Source organism: Arsenophonus endosymbiont of Aleurodicus floccissimus (assembly GCF_900343025.1).
Taxonomy (GTDB): domain Bacteria; phylum Pseudomonadota; class Gammaproteobacteria; order Enterobacterales; family Enterobacteriaceae; genus Arsenophonus.
In genome coordinates this window covers 422,531-445,708 of record NZ_OUND01000002.1, presented here as the reverse complement: position 1 = coordinate 445,708, position 23,178 = coordinate 422,531, and the positions used below count along the sequence as shown (strand labels likewise).

Annotated in this window: 18 protein-coding genes, 1 tRNA gene and 6 pseudogenes; 9 read left to right on the top strand and 16 right to left on the bottom strand. The window is 35.3% G+C overall.

From position 1 onward, the window contains the following. Positions 1 to 126: 126 nt before the first annotated feature. The 8 genes and pseudogenes from ARADI_RS18200 to ARADI_RS09650 form a co-directional block, all read right to left on the bottom strand. Positions 127 to 516, bottom strand: a complete 390-nt coding sequence (locus ARADI_RS18200; RefSeq protein WP_238149343.1) for a hypothetical protein — start codon at positions 514 to 516, stop codon at positions 127 to 129. A gap of 187 nt (positions 517 to 703) precedes the next feature. Next, positions 704 to 1,018: a hypothetical protein gene (locus ARADI_RS18195; RefSeq protein WP_238149342.1), complete on the bottom strand. Its 315-nt coding sequence runs from the start codon at positions 1,016 to 1,018 to the stop codon at positions 704 to 706. A gap of 866 nt (positions 1,019 to 1,884) precedes the next feature. Next, positions 1,885 to 2,202: pseudogene (sugE, locus tag ARADI_RS09675) on the bottom strand (quaternary ammonium compound efflux SMR transporter SugE). 781 nt (positions 2,203 to 2,983) lie between these two features. After that, a complete protein-coding gene (locus ARADI_RS09670) occupies positions 2,984 to 3,496 on the bottom strand; it encodes a protein-tyrosine phosphatase family protein (protein ID WP_119711906.1) in 513 nt (170 codons plus the stop codon). A gap of 171 nt (positions 3,497 to 3,667) precedes the next feature. Then, positions 3,668 to 3,910 carry a hypothetical protein gene (locus ARADI_RS09665; RefSeq protein WP_119711905.1) on the bottom strand — a complete coding sequence of 81 codons (243 nt, stop codon included), beginning with the start codon at positions 3,908 to 3,910 and terminating at the stop codon, positions 3,668 to 3,670. A gap of 83 nt (positions 3,911 to 3,993) precedes the next feature. After that, complete coding sequence (locus tag ARADI_RS09660) at positions 3,994 to 4,734, bottom strand: protein-tyrosine phosphatase family protein (RefSeq protein ID WP_182853180.1); 741 nt, start codon at positions 4,732 to 4,734, stop codon at positions 3,994 to 3,996. 69 nt (positions 4,735 to 4,803) lie between these two features. Continuing rightward, positions 4,804 to 5,055 (bottom strand): hypothetical protein, encoded by a 252-nt coding sequence (locus tag ARADI_RS09655; RefSeq protein WP_147392399.1) that lies wholly within the window; start codon positions 5,053 to 5,055, stop codon positions 4,804 to 4,806. 79 nt (positions 5,056 to 5,134) lie between these two features. Beyond that, positions 5,135 to 5,371, bottom strand: coding sequence for a CesT family type III secretion system chaperone (locus ARADI_RS09650; protein ID WP_119711903.1), 237 nt, complete (start codon positions 5,369 to 5,371; stop codon positions 5,135 to 5,137). Positions 5,372 to 5,979: 608 nt separating this feature from the next. Between ARADI_RS09650 and cstA the strand changes: the two are divergent. Continuing rightward, positions 5,980 to 8,039 (top strand): annotated as a pseudogene (gene cstA / locus ARADI_RS09645) (pyruvate/proton symporter CstA). Between the two features lie 186 nt (positions 8,040 to 8,225). Here the strand turns inward: cstA and efp are convergent. After that, positions 8,226 to 8,792 (bottom strand): elongation factor P, encoded by a 567-nt coding sequence (efp, locus tag ARADI_RS09640; protein WP_119711902.1) that lies wholly within the window; start codon positions 8,790 to 8,792, stop codon positions 8,226 to 8,228. Between the two features lie 44 nt (positions 8,793 to 8,836). Between efp and epmB the strand changes: the two genes are divergently transcribed. Then, entirely contained in the window at positions 8,837 to 9,859 is a 1,023-nt protein-coding gene (gene epmB / locus ARADI_RS09635; protein WP_119711901.1) for an EF-P beta-lysylation protein EpmB, read from the top strand. A 61-nt stretch (positions 9,860 to 9,920) separates the two neighbouring features. On the opposite strand, the pseudogene ARADI_RS09630 reads toward epmB, so the two are convergent. Beyond that, a pseudogene (locus ARADI_RS09630) lies at positions 9,921 to 10,151 on the bottom strand (DUF4156 domain-containing protein); the annotation flags it as partial. Here ARADI_RS09630 and ARADI_RS21720 point away from each other — a divergent pair. Beyond that, on the top strand, positions 10,137 to 10,298 hold the full coding sequence (locus ARADI_RS21720; RefSeq protein ID WP_439647097.1) for a hypothetical protein: 162 nt from the start codon (positions 10,137 to 10,139) through the stop codon (positions 10,296 to 10,298). The pseudogene ARADI_RS09630 and the gene ARADI_RS21720 sit on opposite strands and share 15 nt — an antisense overlap. Before the next feature lie 339 nt (positions 10,299 to 10,637). Here ARADI_RS21720 and groL read toward each other — a convergent pair. The 3 genes and pseudogenes from groL to ARADI_RS09615 all read right to left on the bottom strand — a co-directional run bounded on the left by groL (position 10,638) and on the right by ARADI_RS09615 (position 13,294). Then, positions 10,638 to 12,274: pseudogene (groL, locus tag ARADI_RS09625) on the bottom strand (chaperonin GroEL). A gap of 47 nt (positions 12,275 to 12,321) precedes the next feature. Further along, positions 12,322 to 12,615, bottom strand: a complete 294-nt coding sequence (locus tag ARADI_RS09620) for a co-chaperone GroES (protein WP_026823014.1) — start codon at positions 12,613 to 12,615, stop codon at positions 12,322 to 12,324. Between the two features lie 103 nt (positions 12,616 to 12,718). After that, the gene (locus ARADI_RS09615) at positions 12,719 to 13,294 is read right to left on the bottom strand and encodes an FxsA family protein (RefSeq protein WP_369406997.1); all 576 of its coding nucleotides are present in this window, start codon (positions 13,292 to 13,294) and stop codon (positions 12,719 to 12,721) included. 383 nt (positions 13,295 to 13,677) lie between these two features. On the opposite strand from ARADI_RS09615, the gene aspA reads away from it, so the two are divergent. From aspA to ARADI_RS19795, 6 genes and pseudogenes are all read left to right on the top strand, one after another. Next, positions 13,678 to 15,102, top strand: a complete 1,425-nt coding sequence (aspA, locus tag ARADI_RS09610; RefSeq protein ID WP_119711900.1) for an aspartate ammonia-lyase — start codon at positions 13,678 to 13,680, stop codon at positions 15,100 to 15,102. A 135-nt stretch (positions 15,103 to 15,237) separates the two neighbouring features. After that, positions 15,238 to 16,550, top strand: a pseudogene (locus ARADI_RS09605) (anaerobic C4-dicarboxylate transporter). Between the two features lie 164 nt (positions 16,551 to 16,714). After that, on the top strand, positions 16,715 to 18,475 hold the full coding sequence (locus ARADI_RS09600; protein ID WP_119711899.1) for a protein-disulfide reductase DsbD: 1,761 nt from the start codon (positions 16,715 to 16,717) through the stop codon (positions 18,473 to 18,475). A gap of 11 nt (positions 18,476 to 18,486) precedes the next feature. Beyond that, positions 18,487 to 19,029 (top strand): annotated as a pseudogene (locus ARADI_RS09595) (transcriptional regulator). 128 nt (positions 19,030 to 19,157) lie between these two features. Further along, positions 19,158 to 19,234 (top strand) — tRNA-Phe (locus ARADI_RS09590). 484 nt (positions 19,235 to 19,718) lie between these two features. Further along, a complete protein-coding gene (locus ARADI_RS19795) occupies positions 19,719 to 19,853 on the top strand; it encodes a hypothetical protein (RefSeq protein ID WP_255420672.1) in 135 nt (44 codons plus the stop codon). A gap of 373 nt (positions 19,854 to 20,226) precedes the next feature. Here the strand turns inward: ARADI_RS19795 and ARADI_RS09585 are convergent, their stop codons facing one another. The 3 genes from ARADI_RS09585 to ARADI_RS09575 all read right to left on the bottom strand — a co-directional run bounded on the left by ARADI_RS09585 (position 20,227) and on the right by ARADI_RS09575 (position 23,178). Then, positions 20,227 to 20,766, bottom strand: coding sequence for a glycosyltransferase (locus tag ARADI_RS09585; protein ID WP_119711898.1), 540 nt, complete (start codon positions 20,764 to 20,766; stop codon positions 20,227 to 20,229). Beyond that, the gene (locus ARADI_RS09580) at positions 20,753 to 21,022 is read right to left on the bottom strand and encodes a hypothetical protein (protein ID WP_119711897.1); all 270 of its coding nucleotides are present in this window, start codon (positions 21,020 to 21,022) and stop codon (positions 20,753 to 20,755) included. Before ARADI_RS09580 ends, ARADI_RS09585 begins: the two co-directional genes overlap by 14 nt. 335 nt (positions 21,023 to 21,357) lie before the next feature. Beyond that, on the bottom strand, positions 21,358 to 23,178 hold the full coding sequence (locus tag ARADI_RS09575) for a glucosamine 6-phosphate synthetase (RefSeq protein WP_119711895.1): 1,821 nt from the start codon (positions 23,176 to 23,178) through the stop codon (positions 21,358 to 21,360).

The following is a 23,178-nucleotide window of genomic DNA, read 5'->3' as shown; positions in this document are numbered from 1 at the left end:
TTCTCTATTATTCTTATAGGAGTTACTGCAGATTTTTCCACTTATTTATTACAATGTAAATACACTTCTAGATAAAAATATCTAATAAACAAGTATTTATTTAATTAAGGTTTATTCACTGATTTTTTATTTAATACTATCATAAATCAAAGGATCAACTAAGAAATCAGAAATTAACACTGACTCTAGCAATAATAGCTTACCTCTAATTAAAAAAAATTCACTACCTTCATCACCATAGGAAATATAGCGTTCATTACCACTTTTTTCAGTGAGTTGCGTATAGGAATAATTTTGTATGTCTTGATAGAGATCACTATTTTTTGCTATCGACTGATGTAGCTCTAATAAATCGCAACCGCTCAATTCCAACTTTTTATCTAACTTGACACCCCATCGAGTTAAACAGACTTCGGTGAAGTGACGAACAATTAATCCTGGCTCATATAAAACTTTGCTTTCGCTAACACTATCAAGAGATGCATTACCGACAAGAGTTGCATATCGACCGCGCATCGGAAATATATGAACAATCGTTGCACTATCCGTCCGTTTTCGGAATTACACAGCAAAAACCCTTCGAACGTTCGTCTTTGGCATAAAAAGCGACATATTCTTTAACATTTTTACCTAACGAAACCCTTTCATTTTGGAAATTTAATGGGCCAGGCACAGGATCAATAGCAAAAATATTTACTGGAATTTATTTTAAAAGCTCATCTTCTAACATTGCATTGGCGAGCATATGACAGCTAATTGCTCCTCGGCTCCAACCTACTATATTAACCTGACTAGGAATAACCCCGCCTTTGCGATACATCTTAATAATTTGTTGTTGTAATTGCTGCTGAGAAATTTTTCGATTGCCATAATCATAATGTCGCCAAAAATAAGAACCTGATACTTCTATGTCATCAATGGCTATATTGGCTTTTTTAAGCAGGTTATACTGTTTTTCAATCAGTTTCTCTCTCTGCCAATCAAAATTATCTTTAATGATATCGATCGCATGCCGCACATTTTCTTCCCAACCCTTACCAAAACCTACTCCAGTCCAATTATAATAATTCCCATCTTTTACCCAGAGTTCATCTTGCTAAAGATTTCCACTTCCAGGACCATCAATAAATAATCCATTCTGCAAATTAACGACTTAAATTATTTGATGCCAACATCGAGACTAATTCACCTTGCCAGTACTGCTTATTTGAATCCTCAAATTTAGTAACTCCTGTACCACAAAAATAGACCGTTAATATTGTCATAAAAATCTCGATAAAATTAATTAATAAGTTTTATTTTTAATCTCAATAATTATTTGATCATGATTTGCTATCAAAAAAAGGATAAATAGCGGGTTTAACCGAACCGGTTATTTTTGTCATACCGATGATGAGATAATTATCAAGAAAAACCGACAAGAGAACTTTTTCTTAACCGTTCACTATATTGATATAATAATTTATCAAGAGATAGTAACTAATTTAATCACTTAATCTAGTAAATTATTTTTCAAATAATAGCCAAATTTACCTAACATTAAAAATATTATAATAATATTTTTATTATTTATTAATATTACCTTTTTTATGATGTGAAAGTAATATTTACCAAATTCAGTAATAAAACAAATAATATTTTATAAATAGTTTATTAATTTATTTTATTCTGATTATATTTACAATTTGCCATGCTGATTTTTTGCATAAAATACCACTAGTAACAATATATAAATAAACTAAACTCACTTATTATCCATACAAATTTTAATTATGATTAGCGAAATTCAGTACTAAATTAATCAGGGCGTGAATAAATATCCACACCCCGTATTAAATATGCCATGACAAAATAAATATTTGGCTATAATAAATAACTTTAAAATTAATGTGCCAGTTTTAGCCCAATAATCCCAGCAAAAATTAGTCCCAGGCTTAATAAGCGGAATAAACTAGCTGATTCACCAAGAAAATAATTCCAATTATCGCCGTACCACCAACTGCACCAATACCTGTCTAAACCGCATACGGAGTACCCGTCGGCAATGTTTTCATTGCGTAAGCTAATAATACTACACTAAACAAACATGGCAACTAAAGTGATAATACTGGATGTTAATCTGGTAAATCCTTGGGTATATTTCAATCCTATTGCCCAAACGATTTCAAGTAAACCGGCTATTAATAAAATCAACCAGGCAATCATTCCTCCTAACAACTAGGGTCGTCCTGAGCAACGGATCAAACTAAAAAAATTATAACTAGGCAATATAATAACTGCAACACTATGTATATTTACTTAATTACCGTTGAAAATTAGTTTAGTTAAAATTTGACGTTCTATTTCTGTTACTACATTCCTTGATAATGTCATAAATCTTAGCCAACTTGCTGAGTTTTATCGCATTCAGGATAATAAATTATTCATACTGACCTACCAGAGTAATTGTAGAGTCACCTTTGGCAATTTGTTACTGTTGCTATATTCTGTAGATATCTATCTTAGTCAGGAAATAAGGGCTAGTCATTGATACTGATTGAATAGTATATATTTTTCATAAAAAGGTTAATGATCATAATCTAACGTAATCGTTTAAAGCAGGTTAAACATTAGCCTGGCACATTGAGGATAGCGGAGACAAATGAATGTTAGGCTACTAAAGCTAATAAGCATTGCTGAAAATAGTTGTTTATTTTAATACCGCGGGCCGCCTGACTTTATCCAACATATTTACCATAAGGTTATTAACAAATAACCATATTGAATTTATACCGAAAATGCGATTGACAGCAAAAAATAGGCCTGTATTTAACGCTACTGAAGGGCACTAAAAACAAACCAGCAGCAGCGTATGTACAGGCAATTATCAGGAAAAGAAAAACCAATTTATACTATATAGATTAGTGACTTAAAATATAGCTCACGCTTTTTTATCGAATATTGATTTACCCTGTTCAGCAGCTAACATAGCCAACGCTTGCATTTATTCTGATGTCTGAACCATTTGTCGATTACGTGTGTTACGCATATCTCTAACAATTTTTTCTAAACTTAAATTACTTTCTGGTTTTATTAATTCCCTTGTGGCAAGTAGTTGACCAGTACGCCCAACCCCAGCTCGACAATGTATTACTGGTAATAATTTATTTTTATCATTTATCGCCCTGCTTCCCTTTTTCTGATGGATATCAATTTTCTTATCGACAACTGCATTAACAAGCTCAGCTAATTCTTTTAATCTTTTATTACCAGAGGCAGTTCGATCCGGCCAATTAGGAACATGAATAATAGGTATGGTAACTTTAGCATCTTGAACTTTATCAGTGACTTGTAATAAATATTGATGATAATCTAATCCGTCAGCTAATTTACCCTCACCGTTACCTTTTGCAGTGACTAAAACATCACCATATTGATTGCTTTTTCTAAAATATTCGGGCAATTTCTCGCCAAATTCTGGATTAATATCTTTTTCTGATGCCAATACAACCAGCACAGGTGTCTAATTAGCCACCAACATCTTAAAATAATCTTCCATTGATTTTGGTTTTGGATATTGGCAAGCAATAGCCACATTCTGACCAGCAATTTGTACCCGATTAGTGGGTAGAGGCTGACCATTCTAGGCTGTCACAGCCGTTGCTTTTGCGGTCCAGATATTGCCAAATCATTGATTCTCAACTTTCTCAATATATTGTGATTTGTCTATGTTGGCATCACTAAAGTTGTCCGCTAACCTTTTAAATAAATCTTTAGCTAATAGTGCAGTTTGTTGTTGGTCTTCTGCTGACATTCTACGTGGCGGTAATGGTGGTGCGGGTACCTCTGGATCACCTAACATTCTCTTTAATTTGGTGGGAAGCATATCTGTATCAGTAGCATTTTTTAATTTAGTCGTATCTTCATCCATCTTAGCGGATAATCTTTTTTCACGAATGTAATTGCCCTTCGTTTCTTCAAATTGCTTACGTAACTCCAGCTGTAATTCTTTATTTAATATTTTGTGCTAGTGGAATTTTTTATTTCGTTAATCATTTCTTCAGCACTCAATTTATTATTAGGTTTAAATACTTGAGTTGCAGCAACTAAAAAAGCCAAGCGGTCATATCCTTTACTACCAAGTATTACTGGTAATACTTTATTGAGATCATGTACTGTTTTACTATTTTTTTGGTAAAGCTCAGTCGAATGGTCATGGCTTGCCAGATTAATACGAGCAGTGATAGCCTTTAACCCTTCATTATCGATGCTATTTTTCCCTAGCCAATTATTAATATGAATAACAGGCACTTGATATGAATGCTTACCTTCCTTAATTTCTATTTGATACGCGTCACAGTTAAATTTGCCAACAGATCGATTTTCTAGAACCTTTTCAATTTCAACTGATACACTGCCATACTTTCCACTTTGCTTAAAATATTCAGGTAAGCCTCCAGTCTCAATGTCCTTATTTGATGCCAAGACAACTAGAAGCGGCGTTTGATTATCAGATAGCATTTTAAAATAACTTTCTAAATATTCTGTTTTAGGATACTCGCTAATCATTGCCACATTCCGATCCGTAATTTGTACGCGATTTACGGGTAATAACTTACCATCCGGTACTTTAACTAAAGTTACCTCAGCCAGCAAAAGCTTATTATTTCGTTGGTTACTTAGAAGGATACCATCATCGCCAATTATACTTGCCGCACTCGATGGTATAAATTTACCAACTTCACCAGATAGCAATTTAGCAACCGCTTTTTCTGCTGGTATAGCCAGGGTTTCTGTCGCACCTAACTTTGACTTAGGAGGAAACTACGGTGGGTGGGTTAACTTATTTTCCACCACAGTAGGTTTTGCTGGAAGTTCCGGTGGCGTTACATCAATCCCAAAATTAATACCAGCGTGACTCCGCTTTTGATTACTGTCTAGAGCCGTTTCAGTATCAAAATGGGGGTTTGTGCTGTAACAAGATGGACGATGATTCGCTATTCTTAATAATATTACGCCCTTGATACTCAGTTTTTTGCATGCCATTTTGGCCGCCAGATGCATCATCTGAGGCATAATTGGTATTAGGCGTTATATTATTATAAATTGGTGAGATATTAGGTATCATAAAACCCTTTATTTTTAAGTTAATCTATTATTTTTCAGCTACACATTGTTCTGATTTTTCAAGCAATAATTCAAAAGTATCAATAATTTCATATTCATTGATCTCATATAAAAGCAATTTCACCCATAATATAAGATGTTGTTTTTCATTCACTGCGGCAATTGGCTGCCAACGTAGCTGGGTCAAATTATTAAAATGAAATAAAGATAAAAGAGTAATATTTCTTTGCGTTAACTCATTTACATGACCTAAATCAGTAAAAATATATCAATCAAACTGATCAATTAACCCCAAATAAAAGTCAAATTTATTATCGATAGTTAAACTGAAAGCTTCCTGTTTGGATGTTTTTTCTATTGGTTCAAGACCAATATGATTAAAAAGTAATGATATTTTTTGGTGGAAAATAGCAAATTGATGCACTAAACAATACCTCTTATTAAAAAATAACTTCTGTGCTTACTACTTTTATTTGGCGTTATTCTTATTATTTATTAAAAAAACAAAAAACGCTATTTAATCCTGCTCAAACTAAATTAATAAAGCAGAATAAATAGTCCATTTAAACATAGAAAAGTTAATTATTTATAATCATGCTCTTTTACAGAAAATAATTATTAGTTACAAACAAAAAACGATACAACTAACCTGTTTCACAGCAAATAGGAAAGTGACCTAGTTAACAATTATGCAAAATAATTTTTACATCTCATCGGTTAGCACGTTTCAGCTAGTTGAGCTTTAAGCAAAATAGATTATAAAAATGGAGATCATCACTTTTTTACTAATAACAATATTAGATGGAGCTAATATGAATAACGTTATTAAACCTATGAGCTGAGTTATTTTTGCTCTGCTAGGGTGCCTTTTCATTGGGTTATATTTGCCCTCAATCGAGGTGAACAAATTAACGCACTATGGATTGTTGTTGCAGCGGTTTGTATCTACTTAATTGCCTATCGTTACTATGGGTGCTATATCACCAATCAGGTTCTTGCTATCGATCCGACTCGCATGACACCCGCTCTTCGCTATAATGATGGCTTAGATTATGTACCAACCAATAAAAAAATTCTATTTGGTCATCATTTCGCTGCCATTGCCGGAGCGGGTCCTTTAGTTGGGCCAGTGCTTGCTGCCCAAATGGGTTATTTACCTGGTATTTTGTGGATATTAGCGGGAGCTGTTTTTGCTGGTGCAGTACAGGATCTGATGGTGCTATTTGTATCTGTTCGCCGTGATGGACGTTCACTTGGTGAATTGGTAAAAACCGAAATTGGAAATATCGCAAGGATCACAATCCTTATTGCTTGCTTTATGATTATGGTGATTATTCTTGCTGTTCTTGTTCTGGCCATGATTGTCGTAAAAGCCTTAACATATAGCCCTTGGGGAACTTACACGGTAGCCTTTACCATCCCGCTAGCCGTTTTTATGGAGGTGTACATCCGTTATATTCGCCCTGACCAAATTGGTGAAATTTCAATTATTAGTTTTACTTTCTTAATCTTTGCTATCGTTTCAGGTGAATGGGTTAGCAAAAATGAAAGTTGGGCCTATTATTTCGATGGTATTCAACTAACCTGGCTACTGATCATTTACGGCTTTATCGCTGCAGTGCTACCTGTCTGGTTACTATTGGCACTACGAGATTATCTATCAACTTTCTTAAAAATTGGTACCATTATCGGACTGGCTATCAGTATTATCATTACTCGTCCTACGTTACAAATGCCAGCACTGACCCAATTTATTGACGGTAGCGCACCAGTATGGTCTGGTGAACTATTCCTTTTCTTTTTATTACCATCGCCTGTAGTGCCGTTTCGGGCTTTCATGCTTTGATTGCATCAGGTACAACACCAAAAATGTTAGCAAATGAAAATCAGGCTTGTTTGATTGGTTACGGTGGCATGCTAATGGAGTCGCGTCGCTATCATGGCATTAATTGCGGCTTGTATCATCGATCCAGCGGTCTATTTTGCAATGAATAGCCCAATGTCAATGTTAGCACTGGTTGGAACCTCTGACATGGTGGCTTCCGCGGCGCAAATAATTAGTAGTTGGGGATTTCATATTGCACCAAAGACTCTAATCAACATTGCTAACGAAGTTGGAGAACAATCTATTCAATCTATTATTTCAAGAGCCGGTGGTGCACCAACCCTGGCTGTCGGAATGGCTTATCTACTACATAGTACATTTAGCGGCTTACTCAATGTCTCGTTCTGGTACCATTTCGCGATCTTGTTCGAAGCGTTATTCATTTTAACCGCTGTCGATGCTGGAACAAGAGCTGCACGCTTTATGTTGCAAGATTTATTAGGTTTTATATCACCACCGCTAAAAAGAATCGATTCATTACTTGCCAATATTATTGCCACAATACTTTGTGTGTTAGCGTGGGGATATTTCCTTTATCAAGGTATAGTAGATCCATTAGGCGGTATCAATACATTATGGCTACTATTCGGTATTGCCAATCAGATGCTAGCAAGTATGGCGCTAATGCTTTGCATAATCGTTTTATTTAAAATGAAACGACATATTTATGCTTGGGTAACCCTATTACCTACCAGTTGGCTGATCATTTGTACGATGACAGCGGCTTAGGAGAAAATATTTAGTAAAAATAGTAGTATCAGTTTTTTGGCCATTGCCAATAAATTTCAGTCGCTGATTAACAGCGGTAATATTCCGCCACAATATAGCCAATCTCAGTTAGTGCAATTAGCTTTTAATAATCGTGTCGATGCCAGGATTGACCTGTTTTTTTATGATCACAGTGGTGATTTTAGCATTGTTTTCTATCAGAACGATTTTGACCGCACTAAAATCAGCCATCTCAACTAGCCGTGAAACGCCCTATTTAGCAATAGCGGCAAATGATGAGAACATTGTCATGAATTCACAGCGAATTATTAATACCTAAGCCTTAAATCACTAATGGCTAATAGCAAACAAATAAACCAATAGCTAAGATAATAGAAAATATTGCGGAAATAATAATAGCCTGAAATTTTCAGGCTATTATTAGCAATAAAAAAAATAATGCTCCTATCACTCAATTCATTGTTAACAAACAACCTTTAACTAAAAGCGATAGATTAGCTAAATATTATTTCACCCGGGAAACATATTCACCGGAGCGGGTATTAACTTTAATTACCTCACCAATTTGAACGAATATCGGAACTTTTACCACCGCACCGGTACTTAATATTGCCGGTTTTCCGCCCGTACCTGCTGTATCCCCCTTTAAACCCGGATCGGTATCAACCACTACCAGTTCAACAAAATTCGGTGGCGTGATCGCAATAGGCTGTCCATTCCATAATGTAACAATGCAATCAGCTTGATCGATTAACCATTTTGCATTATCACCGACCACTTTTTCATCAGCAGCTAATTGCTCAAAAGTCTCATTATTCATAAAATGCCAAAATTCACCATCACTGTATAGATAGGTCAAGTTCAGATCCATAACATCAGCACTTTCGACAGAATCAGTTGACTTAAATGTTTTTTCTAATAACTTATTAGAAATTAATTTACGGATCCGTACGCGAGCAAACGCTTGCCCTTTGCCTGGTTTGACAAATTCGCTTTCCACAATTGCACAAGGCTCGCCATCCAACATGATTTTAAGACTTGAGCGAAATTCATTGGTACTATAGGTAGCCATAGAAATCCTCTAAATTTTTTAAGTAAAAATGGGATAGCCAAAAAATGTTTAATATTGTAACTCAAAAAAGCCCTACTAGAGAAGTCTGGCTACAACAACTTGCAGAAGCTGTCACTGATCCTAACGAATTGCTACGATTACTGTCACTACAAAATGATCCGGAATTGCGTGCTGGAAGTGCTGCTCGTACTTTATTTCCGCTGCGCGTGCCTCACCCTTTTATTGCAAAAATGCGGATCGGTGATGCAAATGATCCCCTTTTACGGCAAGTTATTACGCTAAAATCTGAATTTAATCTTACGCCAACATTTTCGACTGATCCGTTAAATGAGCAAAATAATCCAATTCCAGGATTATTACATAAATATCAGGATCGCGTCCTACTATTAGTGAAAGGAGGTTGTGCCGTTAATTGCCGCTACTGCTTCCGGCGTCAATTTCCGTATGAAGAGAACAAAGGCAACAAACAAAATTGGCAGACTGCATTAAATTATATTCAACGGCATACTGAGCTTAACGAAGTTATCTTTTCAGGCGGCGATCCTTTGATGGCAAAAGATCATGAGTTAGATTGGCTGATGTCACAGTTAGAAACTATCCCTCATATCAAACGGCTTAGGATCCATAGCCGATTACCGGTAGTTATTCCTGCTCGCATTACCACAACACTTTGCCAACGTTTCAATATTTCTCGATTACAGATTATTATAGTAACTCATATCAATCATACCAACGAAATTGACAGTGAGTTTAGTCGCGCGATGGAACAGTTAAAACAGGTAAGTGTTACCTTATTAAATCAAAGTGTACTTTTGCGCGGTGTGAATGATAATGCTGACTGTCTCGCTAAATTAAGTAATAAACTGTTTGAAAACGGCATACTACCTTATTATTTACATCTATTAGATAAAGTTCAAGGTGCCGCCCATTTTATGGTAACGGATGAAGAGGCTCGCATCATAATGAAAGAACTGCTTACCCGTATCTCAGGCTATCTGGTACCGAGATTAACCCGAGAAATAGGTGGAAAATTGAGTAAAACACCGATTGACTTACAATTACAATAACGATTTAGCTACATGATAAAACGCATGATCCTATATTATTCAGGATCATGCTTAGCATGCGTTATGGACACTTATAAACTTGTCCTATCAATTTTACTGTCAATAGGAATAAAACTCGAGAGTAACGTTTCCGTTGGGCTATTGGCGCCATAAATAACATTGCCTCCCATCTGAGCAGCTTTATACGTAAATCATTTGCTGCACCACGCAGTAAACTAGACTCATTATTTAGCCAGCCACTAAGACAATTACTTTAAGTGCCGGTAATCGGCCCTAGATGCTGGCATTCACTCTATTCGTCTTGGTTGGCTGTTCAACAACCAATAAAATTACTACCGCGGGCGAAAAAGTTCGTTTTGTTAATGCCCAGCCTGGAAGTGGCACCAAGCAATACTTTAATTCGCATGTTGTCCCTCATTTACTTTTAGCTATATATTAATATCAACGCTTACATTACCGAATTTTTTTGCCAAATTAAGCTTATTATCAATAACAACATAATATCCAACCAAATGGTTTGGCCATCAATGTTTTATACCAGCGTGTTAACAACATTTTACCCTATTGTAGTAAATATACTCGGTTAAATCATATTATCGCAAAATTAAATCATATTATGTGAAAAAATAGACTTAAAGCCAATAACCAGTGGCTAGCAAACCTTAATGAAATCAAATAACAAACAGATAAAAATTTGATAATAAAAAAACCCCGAGTCAAAAGTTAAACTCAGGGTTCTTATCGTGATAAGGATAACGGATGTTAGGATTTTAATACCTTACATCATACCACCCATACCCCCCATACCAGCAGCAGCACCTAGATCAGCTTTATCTTCTTTTGGTAAATCAGTTACCATAGCTTCAGTTGTGATCATAAGACCGGCGATTGAGGCAGCAAATTGTAAAGCGGAACGAGTAACCTTAGTTGGATCCAGGATACCCATGTCAAGCATATCACCATACTCTTCAGTTAAAGCGTTATAACCGTAGTTGCCTTTACCTTGCTTAACATTGTTCACAACTACAGCTGACTCTTCACCCGCATTCTCAACAATTTGGCGCATAGGTGATTCCATCGCGCGTAGGGCGATATCAATACCAACTTTTTGATCTTCGTTGTCACCTTTCAACTGATCTAATGTAGCTGCAACCCGAACCAAAGCAACGCCGCCTCCAGCAACAATACCTTCCTCTACGGCTGCACGAGTTGCATGCAACGCATCATCGACACGAGCACGTTTCTCTTTCATTTCAACTTCAGTTGCAGCACCTACTTTAATCACCGCAACACCGCCTGATAACTTGGCAATACGCTCTTGCAATTTTTCACGATCATAATCGGAGGTTGCTTCATCACGTTGTTGCTTAATTTGTTCGATACGGCTTTTAATCGTGCTTTTCTCACCGATACCATCAATAATAGTAGTGGTATCTTTGTTAATAACGATGCGCTTCGCTTGACCTAAATCTTCTAGCGTCGCTTTCTCCAACTCCATACCGATCTCTTCAGAGATAACAGCACCTTTGGTTAGAATAGCAATATCCTGCAACATGGCTTTACGGCGATCACCAAAACCAGGGGCTTTTACCGAAGCAGCTTTTACAATACCACGTAGGTTGTTTACCACCAATGTTGCCAGGGCTTCACCTTCAACATCTTCAGCAATAATCAACAGAGGTTTACCTGCTTTAGCAACAGCTTCTAATATAGGTAACAATTCACGGATATTAGAAACTTTCTTATCTACTAATAGGATATAGGGATTTTCTAATTCAGCAGAACCCATATCTGGCTTATTAATAAAATAAGGAGACAAATAACCGCGATCAAATTGCATACCTTCAACAGTAGCTAGTTCGTCTTCTAAACCGGAACCTTCTTCAACGGTAATCACGCCTTCTTTACCAACTGCTTTCATTGCTTTAGCAATTAATTCACCGACGGTTTTATCAGAGTTAGCCGAAATCGTACCGACTTGTTCAATCTCTTTATTCTCAGCACACGGTCTAGATAATTTTTTCAATTCTTCAACTGCCGCAGAAACCGCTTTATCAATACCGCGTTTTAAATCCATTGGGTTCATGCCGGCAGCAACCGCTTTTAAACCTTCGCTAACAATCGATTGAGCGAGTACTGTTGCTGTGGTTGTGCCATCACCTGCTGCATCATTCGCCTTAGATGCAACTTCTTTTACCATCTGAGCACCCATATTTTCAAATTTATCTTCTAACTCGATTTCACGCGCAACAGATACCCCATCTTTAGTAATCGAAGGTGCTCCGAAAGATTTATCCAGAATTACATTACGACCTTTCGGACCTAAAGTAACTTTAACTCATCAGCAAGAATACTCACTCCACGAAGCATTTTTGCACGGGCGTCAATCCCAAATTTTACGTCTTTAGCTGCCATTGTTTTTTTCCTTTAAATTCATTCATTCTGAAGATCTAAGCGAGAAATTATTTTTCAACAATTGCCAGAATATCGCTTTCTGACATAATCAATACTTCGTCGTTATCAATCTTTTCTGTCTTCACGCCATAGCCGTCGTTAAAAATAACAATATCGCCAACTTTCACATCTAACGGTTTATTTTCACCATTTTCTAAAATGCGACCGTTACCAACAGCTAGCACTTTGCCTCGAGTTGACTTACCAGCAGCAGAGCCCGTCAAAACAATGCCACCAGCAGATTTAGCTTCAACTTCTTCGCGCTTGATGATAACCCGATCATGCAATGGACGTATCTTCATTAATAGATCTCCTATAAATAAAATCCATATAAAGTAAATAAGGATGATACTAGTATGTCTTATTAAACCAGTACCCTGTCTGATAAAATGGGGTCAATTAAAATTAGTTCAAGGGGTATACAAAAAATTTTTCATTTTTTCTTTCTACTAAAAAAATAAAATCGTTAGTATTATTTATTATCATGATCTTCTTTTTTAGAAAATTTGTCTTCATGTTTAATGCTGTTTGATGGAGAATCAAATTTTCTATCAAATTCACCTTCATAGGTATGCCCTTTTGAAAAATGGTTAAAATTATCGTTAGCTGTTCCGACAGAATAAAAATGAATATACGGCATATAAGCTTCACGACTATCAGTTTTTGGATCGGAGAAAATAGTAATAACAAACCTAAAAAATCCATAAAAAGACCAGGTATGATTAACAGAATACCTGCAATTACTAAGGCCACATTCTTAATCATCTCATCGGCCAGATTTTTGCCGTCAGCTAATTTTTGACGTATTAACCACAATAAGTTCTTAATTCCCTGACTTTTTACTAAAGAAGTTCCAAGGCATGAAGTTAAAACGACCAATATTAAAGTGGTTAATACACCTATGCTCTCAGCAACCCTAACAAAGATAACTTCTTCGATATAAATTAACAGGCATAAAAGTATGAATGGAAACCAACGCATACAATTCTCCTAATATTTGCTAATGAAAAGCTAGCCTCTTGACTTAGCAAGATAAATTGTCTCAAAAAAATGAATATCACTATATTTGCTTTATAAGCCGATAATACCTATATGATGCAGATCTATCATGCATTTTTCAATGATAAAAAATTTTAATTTTTTTAATGGGTTATGTGAATGTGATCACACATATCATATTTAATTCACTAAGATGCATAAATAGTATTCCATATTTATGACAATACCACTATTTCGGAATATATATCACGATTATAATTAAAATCTTAGTTATTAATTTCAAATCTGACGTTAATATAATCCATTTTTACTATTACATTACATATTCAGTTAGTAAATCGCTATTTAATTTTAAGAAGGTTTGTATGTCTAAAAGTATCCGTTCTGAAGAAGACCTATTAGGTAAACGAGATGTACCTGCTGAAGCCTATTATGGTATTCATACATTGCGTGCGATCGAGAATTTCTATATTAGCGACCGAACTATTAATCATGTACCCGAATTTATTCGTGGAATGGTAATAGTAAAAAAAGCAGCGGCAATGGCAAATAAAGAACTAAAAACCATTCCACAAAAACAAGCAGATGCGATTATTAACGCCTGTGACCAAATTTTAAATAAAGGCAAGTGCATGGATCAGTTTCCAGTAGATGTCTTTCAAGGAGGAGCTGGTACATCATTAAATATGAATACTAACGAAGTCCTGGCTAACATTGGTCTTGAATTAATGGGACATAAAAAAGGTGAATACCAATATTTAGATCCCAATGACCATTTAAATAAGAGTCAATCAACTAATGATGCCTATCCAACCGGCTTTCGAATTGCGGTTTATAACTCTATTACTAATCTAATAAAATCAATTACCCTACTTCAAGAAGGTTTTGAACAAAAAGCCAACCAATTTAAAGATATTCTTAAAATGGGTCGCACCCAATTACAAGATGCGGTTCCTATGACAATAGGGCAAGAATTTCATGCATTTGCCACATTATTGAAAGAAGAAATAAAAAATTTACACCGCGCTAGTGAATTATTACTTGAAGTCAATATTGGTGCAACCGCAATCGGAACCCAAGTCAATACCGCTGCCGGTTATCAAGAATTGGTGGTAAAAAAATTAGCGGAAGTAACAGGATTGTCCTGCATTCCGGCAGAAGATTTAATTGAAGCAACTTCCGACTGCGGTGCTTATATTACAGTACATGCAGGATTAAAACGCTTAGCCGTTAAACTATCAAAAATCTGTAATGATCTTCGCCTACTCTCTTCTGGCCCTCGTGCTGGTTTAAAAGAAATCAATCTACCCGAACTACAAGCGGGTTCATCTATTATGCCTGCTAAAGTCAATCCTGTTATCCCTGAAGTGGTTAATCAGGCATGCTTCAAAGTTATTGGCAACGATACTTGTGTTACTATCGCAGCGGAAGCAGGACAATTGCAATTGAATGTGATGGAGCCGGCAATTGGCCAGGCAATTTTTGAATCTATTTCATTAATGAATAATTCTTGTCGTAATTTACTGGAAAAATGTATTAACGGTATTACCGTCAATAAAGAAATTTGCGAAAAATATGTTTTTAATTCGATTGGCATTGTTACTTACCTTAATCCATTTATCGGCCATCATAATGGCGATATCGTTGGTAAAATATGCGCTGAAACAGGTAAAAATGTTAGAGAAGTGGTATTAGAGCGAGGTTTACTAACAGAAGAACAATTAGACGATATTTTCTCTGTTGAAAATCTAAAAAATCCTCAGTATAAAGCGAAACGCTTTGATGACTAAATTAGCATGTTAACAATAAAAATTAATTCGTCTTAATTTTTTAAGGCACGCTCCCTACAAAGAAGCGTGCCTTTTACTTTATGCATATACAAAAAACAAACAAAATATTATCAATTACTTTAAGGAGTAAACATTATGTTAGCCGTAGAATTTATTATTGTTCTGCTGGCCATCTTTCTGGGAGCACGACTAGGAAGTATCGGTATAGGCTTTGCTGGCGGTCTTAGTGTCTTGATGCTGGCCATTTTAGGCGTTAAACCAGGAACAATACCCTATGATGTTATTTCCATTATTATGGCTGTTATCGCCGCTATCTCTGCCATGCAAATTGCAGGCGGATTAGATTATTTGATTGATCAAACAGAAAAATTACTTCGTAAAAATCTTAAATAAATTAACATCTTAACGCCGATCGTTACCTATTTTATGACTTTATTTTCAGGTACAGGTAATATTTCATTGGCAACATTACCTGTTATTGCTGAAGTTGCTAAAAAAAAATGGTATTAAACCCTGCCGGCCCTTATCAACAGCTGTTGTCGCGGTACAAATCGGCATCACTGCATCACCGATTTCAGCTGCTGTGATCTATATTGCTTCGGTTATGGAAAATCCTGCTATGGTTAGTAAACCTATTAGCTATATTAGCTATTCTATTACCGGCAACTTTTTTAGCTATTTTACTTATGTCATCCATTATTTCTTGGTGCTTTGATTCTAAACTGGCTGATGATCGCATTTATCAATAACGTTTACCCGCCGGATTAATAGAATTAAGAGGTTGTCAGTCTAAAAAAATTAAAGCTGGCGCAAAAAAGTCAGTGTTATTTTTTCTGCTAGGTGTCATATGTGTGGTTATTTATGCCATGATTAATAGCCCCATTCTTGGTCTAATTGAAACACCACTAATGAATACGACCAATGCAATTTTGATTATCATGCTAAGTGGAGCGACCTTAATTACACTAAGTTGCAATGTTAAAACAGATGCTATCTTAAATTCTAGTACCTTTAAAATAGGTATGAGTGCCTGTATCTGTATTTTAGGCGTAGCATGGTTAGGCGATACTTTTGTCCAGGCTAATATTGAGTGGATAAAAGCCACTGCCGGTCAGCTTATTCATAATCATTCATGGATGCTAGCGGTGATATTTTTCATCTGTTTTGCACTCATCTACTCTCAGGCTGCAACGGCTAAGGCGTTAATGCCAATGGCGCTTGCTTTAAACGTCAGTCCATTAACCGCAATTGCCTCTTTTTTCTGCGGTTTCGGGTCTCTTCGGTTTGCCAACCTATCCAACATTAATTGCTGCCGTTCAAATGGATGACACCCGTACGATACTCGCATTAGTCGCTTTGTGTTTAATCATCCATTTTTTATTCTTGGCACTATTGGTGTTTGCCTATCTGTTCTTTTCGGCTTTTTGTTTGGTAGCATCATCCTTTAATGTTAAAAAAATCTGATTCAAGGACCTAAAGTCCTTGAATTTTTATTGTAATAATCAATATTCTTTAAACAAATTAGCCACTAAAACTTTTCCAATCCATAAACAGTAGGTTATAGTTCAATAATTATCTTATTTTAAACTTAACAGCTATTTTTAAATCTATTATGCAGAGACGTGTTTATGTTTTAAGCTTATTACTAATATTGTGTGGGACATTCCTTTTATCAACCGCAGCATATGCTATTTTTGAAAAAGGAGGAATGAATCAATTGCTCTCTGCTGATCAAGCCTTCGTGTTTGATTTTGAACAAAAAGAAAACAAATTGATAGTAAACTGGCAAATCCAACCTGGCTATTATCTCTATCAAAAACAGATAAAATTTCTTCCCAATCATGCCAAGCTCGGTAAATATCATTTACCAAAAGGAAAATATCATGAAGATGAATTTTTTGGTAAAACAGTTGTTTATTTTAATAATTTAGTTATTAATATTCCTATTATCCGTGCCACAGACCAAGCCAATATTGAAGTGAAATATCAAGGGTGTGCAGCTGCCGGCTACTGTTATCCACTAGAAACAAAAATTATTCCTCTTAGTTCCGTCATTGCCACCAAAAAATTGCTAGCCACCAGTAAATTTGTTCAACCAAACGCTAACTCATCAGCGAAAAACGCGACTAGTGCGACTAGTGGAAAAACAGAGCAACCTTTTTCAGCTTTATGGGCACTACTATTCGGTATTGGAGTTGCATTTACTCCTTGCGTCTTACCGATGTACCCTTTAATTTCAGGTATTATATTAGGTAAGCAAAGACCCAAAAGTTTAATAAAAATTTTTTGGTTAGCTTTTAGTTATATTCAAGGAATGGCTCTCACTTATACCCTGTTGGGGCTAATTGTTACAGCGGCCGGTTTATCATTTCAAGCCGCACTTGAGCACCCCTATGTTTTGATCATAATTTCCGTACTGTTTATTCTGCTAGCATTTTCGATGTTTGGTTTTTATAACCTACAGCTACCATCTTCACTGCAAACAAAACTGATTAATTGGAACGACCACCAAAAAGCAGGATCTTATTTTGGTGTATTTATTATGGGCACACTGGCCGGACTTATCTGTTCTCCATGTACCACAGCGCCACTCAGTGCTATTTTGCTTTATATTGCCCAAAGCGGAGATCTGTTAATCGGAGGTCTAACACTTTACCTATATGCATTAGGTATGGGGCTGCCACTGATTGGCATAATATTATTTAGCCATCGACTACTTCCTCGTAGCGGCCCTTGGATGCAATATGTTAAAGAAGCGTTTGGCTTTGTGATTTTAGCGTTACCCATTTTCTTACTCGAGCGGATTTTTGGCGAGATCTGGAGTCTTAGGTTAAGCAGTTTATTAATAACTGCATTTTGTATATGGGTGTTCATTCTATTACTTAAGAAATATAACGGCTGGGCGCGGATTGGTCAGATCTTATTTTTACTATTAGCTATCATAGCGGCCCAGCCACTACAAAATGTAATTTGGCAAATACCTGCCATATCAAAACCACAAGGCCATATGGATTTAAAATTTAAACAGGTAAAAAATTGGCAAGAAATCAAACAAGCAATAAGCAATAATACTAGCAAAATAGTTATGCTTGATTTTTATGCTGATTGGTGTGTCGCCTGTAAGGAGTTTGAAAAATATACCTTTAGTGATCCCAAGGTCAAAAGTAAACTGGATAATATATTATTACTGCAAGCCAATGTGACAGAAAATAATGCTGAACAAAAATCTCTTTTACAATATCTCGATGTCTATGGATTACCCACTATTATTTTCTATGATGATAAAGGCATCGAGTTACCTAATTCACGTGTTTATGGTTTTATGAATAGCAAAATGTTCTATCAGCATTTAGAACAAATTACGCAACAGTAAGGGAAATAAACATGCAACGTGAACAAGTACTGAACTCTGTACTACAATTATTAGAACAACATGGCTTTGGTTGTAATATTGAAATATTACTTAATAAACTTAAAGTAGAGTTTAATAAATCGCGTCAATTTTAGCCAAATAATGAAGCGTTGCTTTATGATTGTTTACGTCACCATAGTCAACAAATTGAGACCTGGCACCGATAGATACAACTCAATGACGAACTTTCGCCGGAAGAAAAACTATTAGCCCGTTTATAACCAGTTAGCTCAAAAAGTCAGCGATAATCGCTTTCCCGGCTGCCTATTTATTGCTGCATGCAGTATTTTTCCAGATCCAGAGCATCCAATTAATCAACTGAGTGAACAGCAAAAAAAAATTGTCATTTAATTTTAGTCTCTAGATGCTTAAGCAACTAGATATAGACGACAGCGAGCAAGTTGCTAAGCAAATTAGTGGTTAAGCGAAATATTGAAGATGTTTTGATCGCCAAACTACTAGCAGAAGATATCTTAACTATTGCTAAATGTAGAAAGAATGATGCTTTAAATTAAAAAATAATTTACAAAAAAGATAGTCATTATCTCGTGGTTCAAAAAAAACAGCAAATAAGCATGATTTCGCGTTTTTTACCGGAAATACATTGACGAGTTGTGTGGAATAGGGTTTAATGCGCGGCGTTGCCCGGATAGCTCAAGTCGGTAGAGCAGAGGATTGAAAATCCTCGTGTCGGTGGTTCGATTCCGCCTCCGGGCACCACTTCTGCTTTTTATCATCACAACTAGCTAAAAAACTACCTGCCACTGCTACCAATATCCAAACTTTATATTCATAATATATCCTTAACGATCCACCCTAACAACCACCCGATGATTGCCGTCACGGATTTCAGCTTTATGCAAAGGCCGGACGCTAATTTGAGTGATCCCTAGTTCTGTCAGTGTCTTAAGCTATTGTGCATCAACTTTTGCATCGCAAGCCCGTAACTGAGTAACTAATTTCAGATAAGATCGCTATTATCAATCATGCCATCTTTATTGCTATCTTCACTACCCAATGCGCCAAACTATCGTTAAATATTTTTTCTCCAGCCGCGTCGTTAGCACCTTTAAACACGAAACTATTGTGTTGTAATAAATTCGGACATTTTGCTAAAGCAATACATTGAGCTTATATGCAACATATTAATATAAAATAAAAATTAAGCTTAAATAGACCACAGGCAGTTAGGTTTGGTGGTTAAATGAGGAAGCCTATATCCATTAGGCAATATCAATCTTTACGGAAAAGCAATGATCCGAAAGCAAGCCGCGAAGGCTTAAGGCGCTGGCCAGATAATGCCCTGATGGTAGAACGATTTTTGGCAACTAAAGCATGATTGATTTTGCTAATCGAGAGGAAATGAAACAAGACCTATTGGATTACCTTAGTTACTACAACTGAATAAGATCAAACGACAAATAATCAATTATCGCCTGTTGAGTATGAGAATGGTTAGCATTTAGTCCGGTGCTTACATTCATTATTTAAAACTAAATATATAAATATGATTGCGCAGCTATAAGAACATTATCTTAGCTGTAAATAAAATTGTCATTAAAATGAAAGGAAATAATACTAAATAAAAAATTAATATTAAATTATAACAAAAATTTTTAAATTAATATAAATGACAATTTTAATTCCTTACTCAATATTATTCAAAACAGATTTTCTATTCTAATAATCATATCGAAAACGCAAATAAAAATCTACATACTGATATATAAAGTTTCAATGTTATTTAATGCCTCAACATTGTCAGGCGGAATAAAATAACCACATTCAACCTCATTAATCATAGAAGGATAATCGCCATATGATGCGACAATAAGCTTCCCTGATAACATATAATCCACAACTTTATTAAGTGATTGCCTATATTTCCATACTTTAGAATCAAAAGTAGAAAAATAAACAACATTCGCTTTTTCAAGTACTGAGCGAACCATTTTCCTTGGTAATTTCGGCGCAAAAACGATATTATCAAGATGACTATATCTTTCCATATACATTTGCTTTAAAGCACCATCACTGACAAGTATAAATCTAATCGATTTGTCCTGATTAACCATCTCGGCGACCGCTTTAAAGAAAACATCTAAAGCATTAGTAATACCTATTGTTCCTGCATAAACAACATTAAAATAACTTTCGTCAAAATAGTGATTAATATAATCATCACTAATTTTACAGGTATTATTTAATATGGATTCATCAAAGCCAATCGGTATACATTTAACCAAAGACATTGTACCTCACAATGTTATCAACATTTTCAATAAGATTTGGCATCATACCGACAATTGCATCTAAATATCGATATCCTATGTATTCAATTAGGGACAAGAATTGGACAAAAGGATTATATTTACTAAATTTTTCTTCTTCAACAATCGTTAATGGCCATATATCTCTAATTTCAAAAATCAGTTTACATTTGTATTTCTTTTTCAAGAATAATCCATTGATTATAGTTAACAAAGATAAACTAGAAACAATAATCACATCCGGTTTTTTTAACTTTTTTATTAAGAAATAATAAATTTAATTCAAAATGAAACCAACTAATAATTCTTAAGAATGATTTAGATACTTTATATTTAATAGTTTTCAACCAATAAATAAAAAGTTGATCATAAGTCTCTATCTTCAAACGTTCTTTTAACTTATAAGGAATATCGGAAAAAATATTTGAGTCAGAAGTTATTACCGTAACATTATGACCTTTTTTTGCCATTTCATTTACTAAAAACCAATCTCTACCACCTAAAGAATTTTCAGTTTTTGGTGAAAAATACTTAGTTATATACCAAATAGCACTCGCCCATGTAACATCCTAATTAAAAATTATACTTTCTTGAGATCGCATTTATTATTTTTATAACATCAGTAAAATCCATACCTAAGACATCAAGATACCAACGAATATTTTCATATCTTGGTTGATTTTCATCTGCTACCAATGTTAACGCTTTTTCACGTGTCATTTGCCCTTCTCTGATTTGATTACTTCTAAAGGTATCATGTTCGGTAAAACCGGTGACTAAATAGTATATATAATTATAGAAAGCAGCTGTTCCATCTCCGATGCGCCAAGTTGTATTAGTATCAATCGCTATTTCCCAGTCATAATCATTGATTAATGTGTTATCAATAATTTGTTCATCCCAACACCAATAATCAAAAATATGAAAATAATCTTTCTTTTCAATAAAACTGCGATAGTATTCACCGCTAAGCGTATCCCAAAGCGAACGATTAAAATACCCCGGGCTATCAAGCATGGCTTTGAATCTTAGTTTTTGATAGGCTAATTGTTTTTGCCAACCATGCGTGTATACTCGCTTTTCTTCAAAATCAGGCGGAATACCTAAAAAACCGGCTTTAAAATAGGTAACTTCAAGCGGATTAACTCCCCACAAATTTAAATTAATACCAGTCTGTTTTTTGACAGTTTCCACATACCTAAAAAAATGCTTATCTCCTGCGGTTAAAATACTTATCATTCCTAAGTGAGGAGATTTTAACCAAGCTTTAAGATTCATTGCGATGTTATGACGTTTTTTAGCAATATCGGCTGCAATAATAATATTTTCAATACCTAGCTTTGCACACATCCTACTGATATTTCGCCGCCCCAGATCAGTTACCATTCCCCAATCATAGGTATAAGTGACTGGCTTCATACCAAGCTCTTTAACGATTAAATGTAACCCATAACAGCTATCACGGCCGCCAGAAAAAGGAACTATACAATCCAGGTGATCTTGCTTACGATATGGCTCAACTAACTTGAATAACTCCTCTTTAGGTTTAGGATTATTACGTAATTTGTAATTATTACAGTAATTACATACCCCTTTATCATCAAAAGAGATAAAGGGCATAGTTTCAGGTAGAATACACTTACTACAACGTTTTAATTTCAGTAACGGATACTCTAATAATTTTCTTTCCGCTTCTATATGTTTAAATTTAGGAATGAGATCCTGATTACGAATATGATAATCGGAAATATTTAATTTATCATGCTGTGGAATATCGATAATTAGTTCATTAGTTTTTATTTGTTTGATATTTTCGCCGCCAATTTCCTTTAAGGGAAATTCTTCCGAAGAAAAGTAAATAGTTTTATCTACATTCGCTGAATATAAACTACCATTATTGGAAAAAATAACCATTTTGCCCATCTTAGGTACAGTAATTGCACACGCAACTACCCCTTGACAGAGAGAAAGGACCGCGTGAGAAACTCCCTCTAACTGCCCTGTTTCTTCAAGATGTTTTTCGGTGATCGCGGCAATAACTTCAGTATCAATTTCATGAAATCGTTCTTTGCTAATCATTGACCAAACTTTATCGTCATTAACAATGATACCGTTATGTATGACGCATATACCATTTCTCACCACCGGTTGATTATCAGACAAACCATTAGTAATAAGGCGGCTATGACCAAGACCAACTTTAGTATGCTGAAACTTCACTTTTGATAACAATTTCCTGATGTCAAAATCAGCTCTATATATATTATAACCAACTGATGATTCTATAATTAAACCACTAGAATCCCTGCCTCTTTGACGTGCATGTTCTGCAAGGAATTTAAGTTTTTCTATATCTACTAAAGTTGGCGAAATGACACCGAAAATACCACACAT

Coding starts and splice junctions, on each gene's coding strand:
- ARADI_RS18200 (WP_238149343.1), bottom strand. CDS start 516: ATGCGCGGTCGATATGCAACTCTTGTCGGTAATGCATCTCTTGATAGT.
- ARADI_RS09665 (WP_119711905.1), bottom strand. CDS start 3,910: ATGGATGAAGATACGACTAAATTAAAAAATGCTACTGATACAGATATG.
- ARADI_RS09655 (WP_147392399.1), bottom strand. CDS start 5,055: ATGCCTCAGATGATGCATCTGGCGGCCAAAATGGCATGCAAAAAACTG.
- efp (WP_119711902.1), bottom strand. CDS start 8,792: ATGGCTACCTATAGTACCAATGAATTTCGCTCAAGTCTTAAAATCATG.
- epmB (WP_119711901.1), top strand. CDS start 8,837: ATGTTTAATATTGTAACTCAAAAAAGCCCTACTAGAGAAGTCTGGCTA.
- ARADI_RS21720 (WP_439647097.1), top strand. CDS start 10,137: ATGCTGGCATTCACTCTATTCGTCTTGGTTGGCTGTTCAACAACCAAT.
- ARADI_RS09620 (WP_026823014.1), bottom strand. CDS start 12,615: ATGAAGATACGTCCATTGCATGATCGGGTTATCATCAAGCGCGAAGAA.
- ARADI_RS09615 (WP_369406997.1), bottom strand. CDS start 13,294: ATGCGTTGGTTTCCATTCATACTTTTATGCCTGTTAATTTATATCGAA.
- aspA (WP_119711900.1), top strand. CDS start 13,678: ATGTCTAAAAGTATCCGTTCTGAAGAAGACCTATTAGGTAAACGAGAT.
- ARADI_RS09600 (WP_119711899.1), top strand. CDS start 16,715: ATGCAGAGACGTGTTTATGTTTTAAGCTTATTACTAATATTGTGTGGG.
- ARADI_RS19795 (WP_255420672.1), top strand. CDS start 19,719: ATGAGGAAGCCTATATCCATTAGGCAATATCAATCTTTACGGAAAAGC.
- ARADI_RS09585 (WP_119711898.1), bottom strand. CDS start 20,766: ATGTCTTTGGTTAAATGTATACCGATTGGCTTTGATGAATCCATATTA.
- ARADI_RS09575 (WP_119711895.1), bottom strand. CDS start 23,178: ATGTGTGGTATTTTCGGTGTCATTTCGCCAACTTTAGTAGATATAGAA.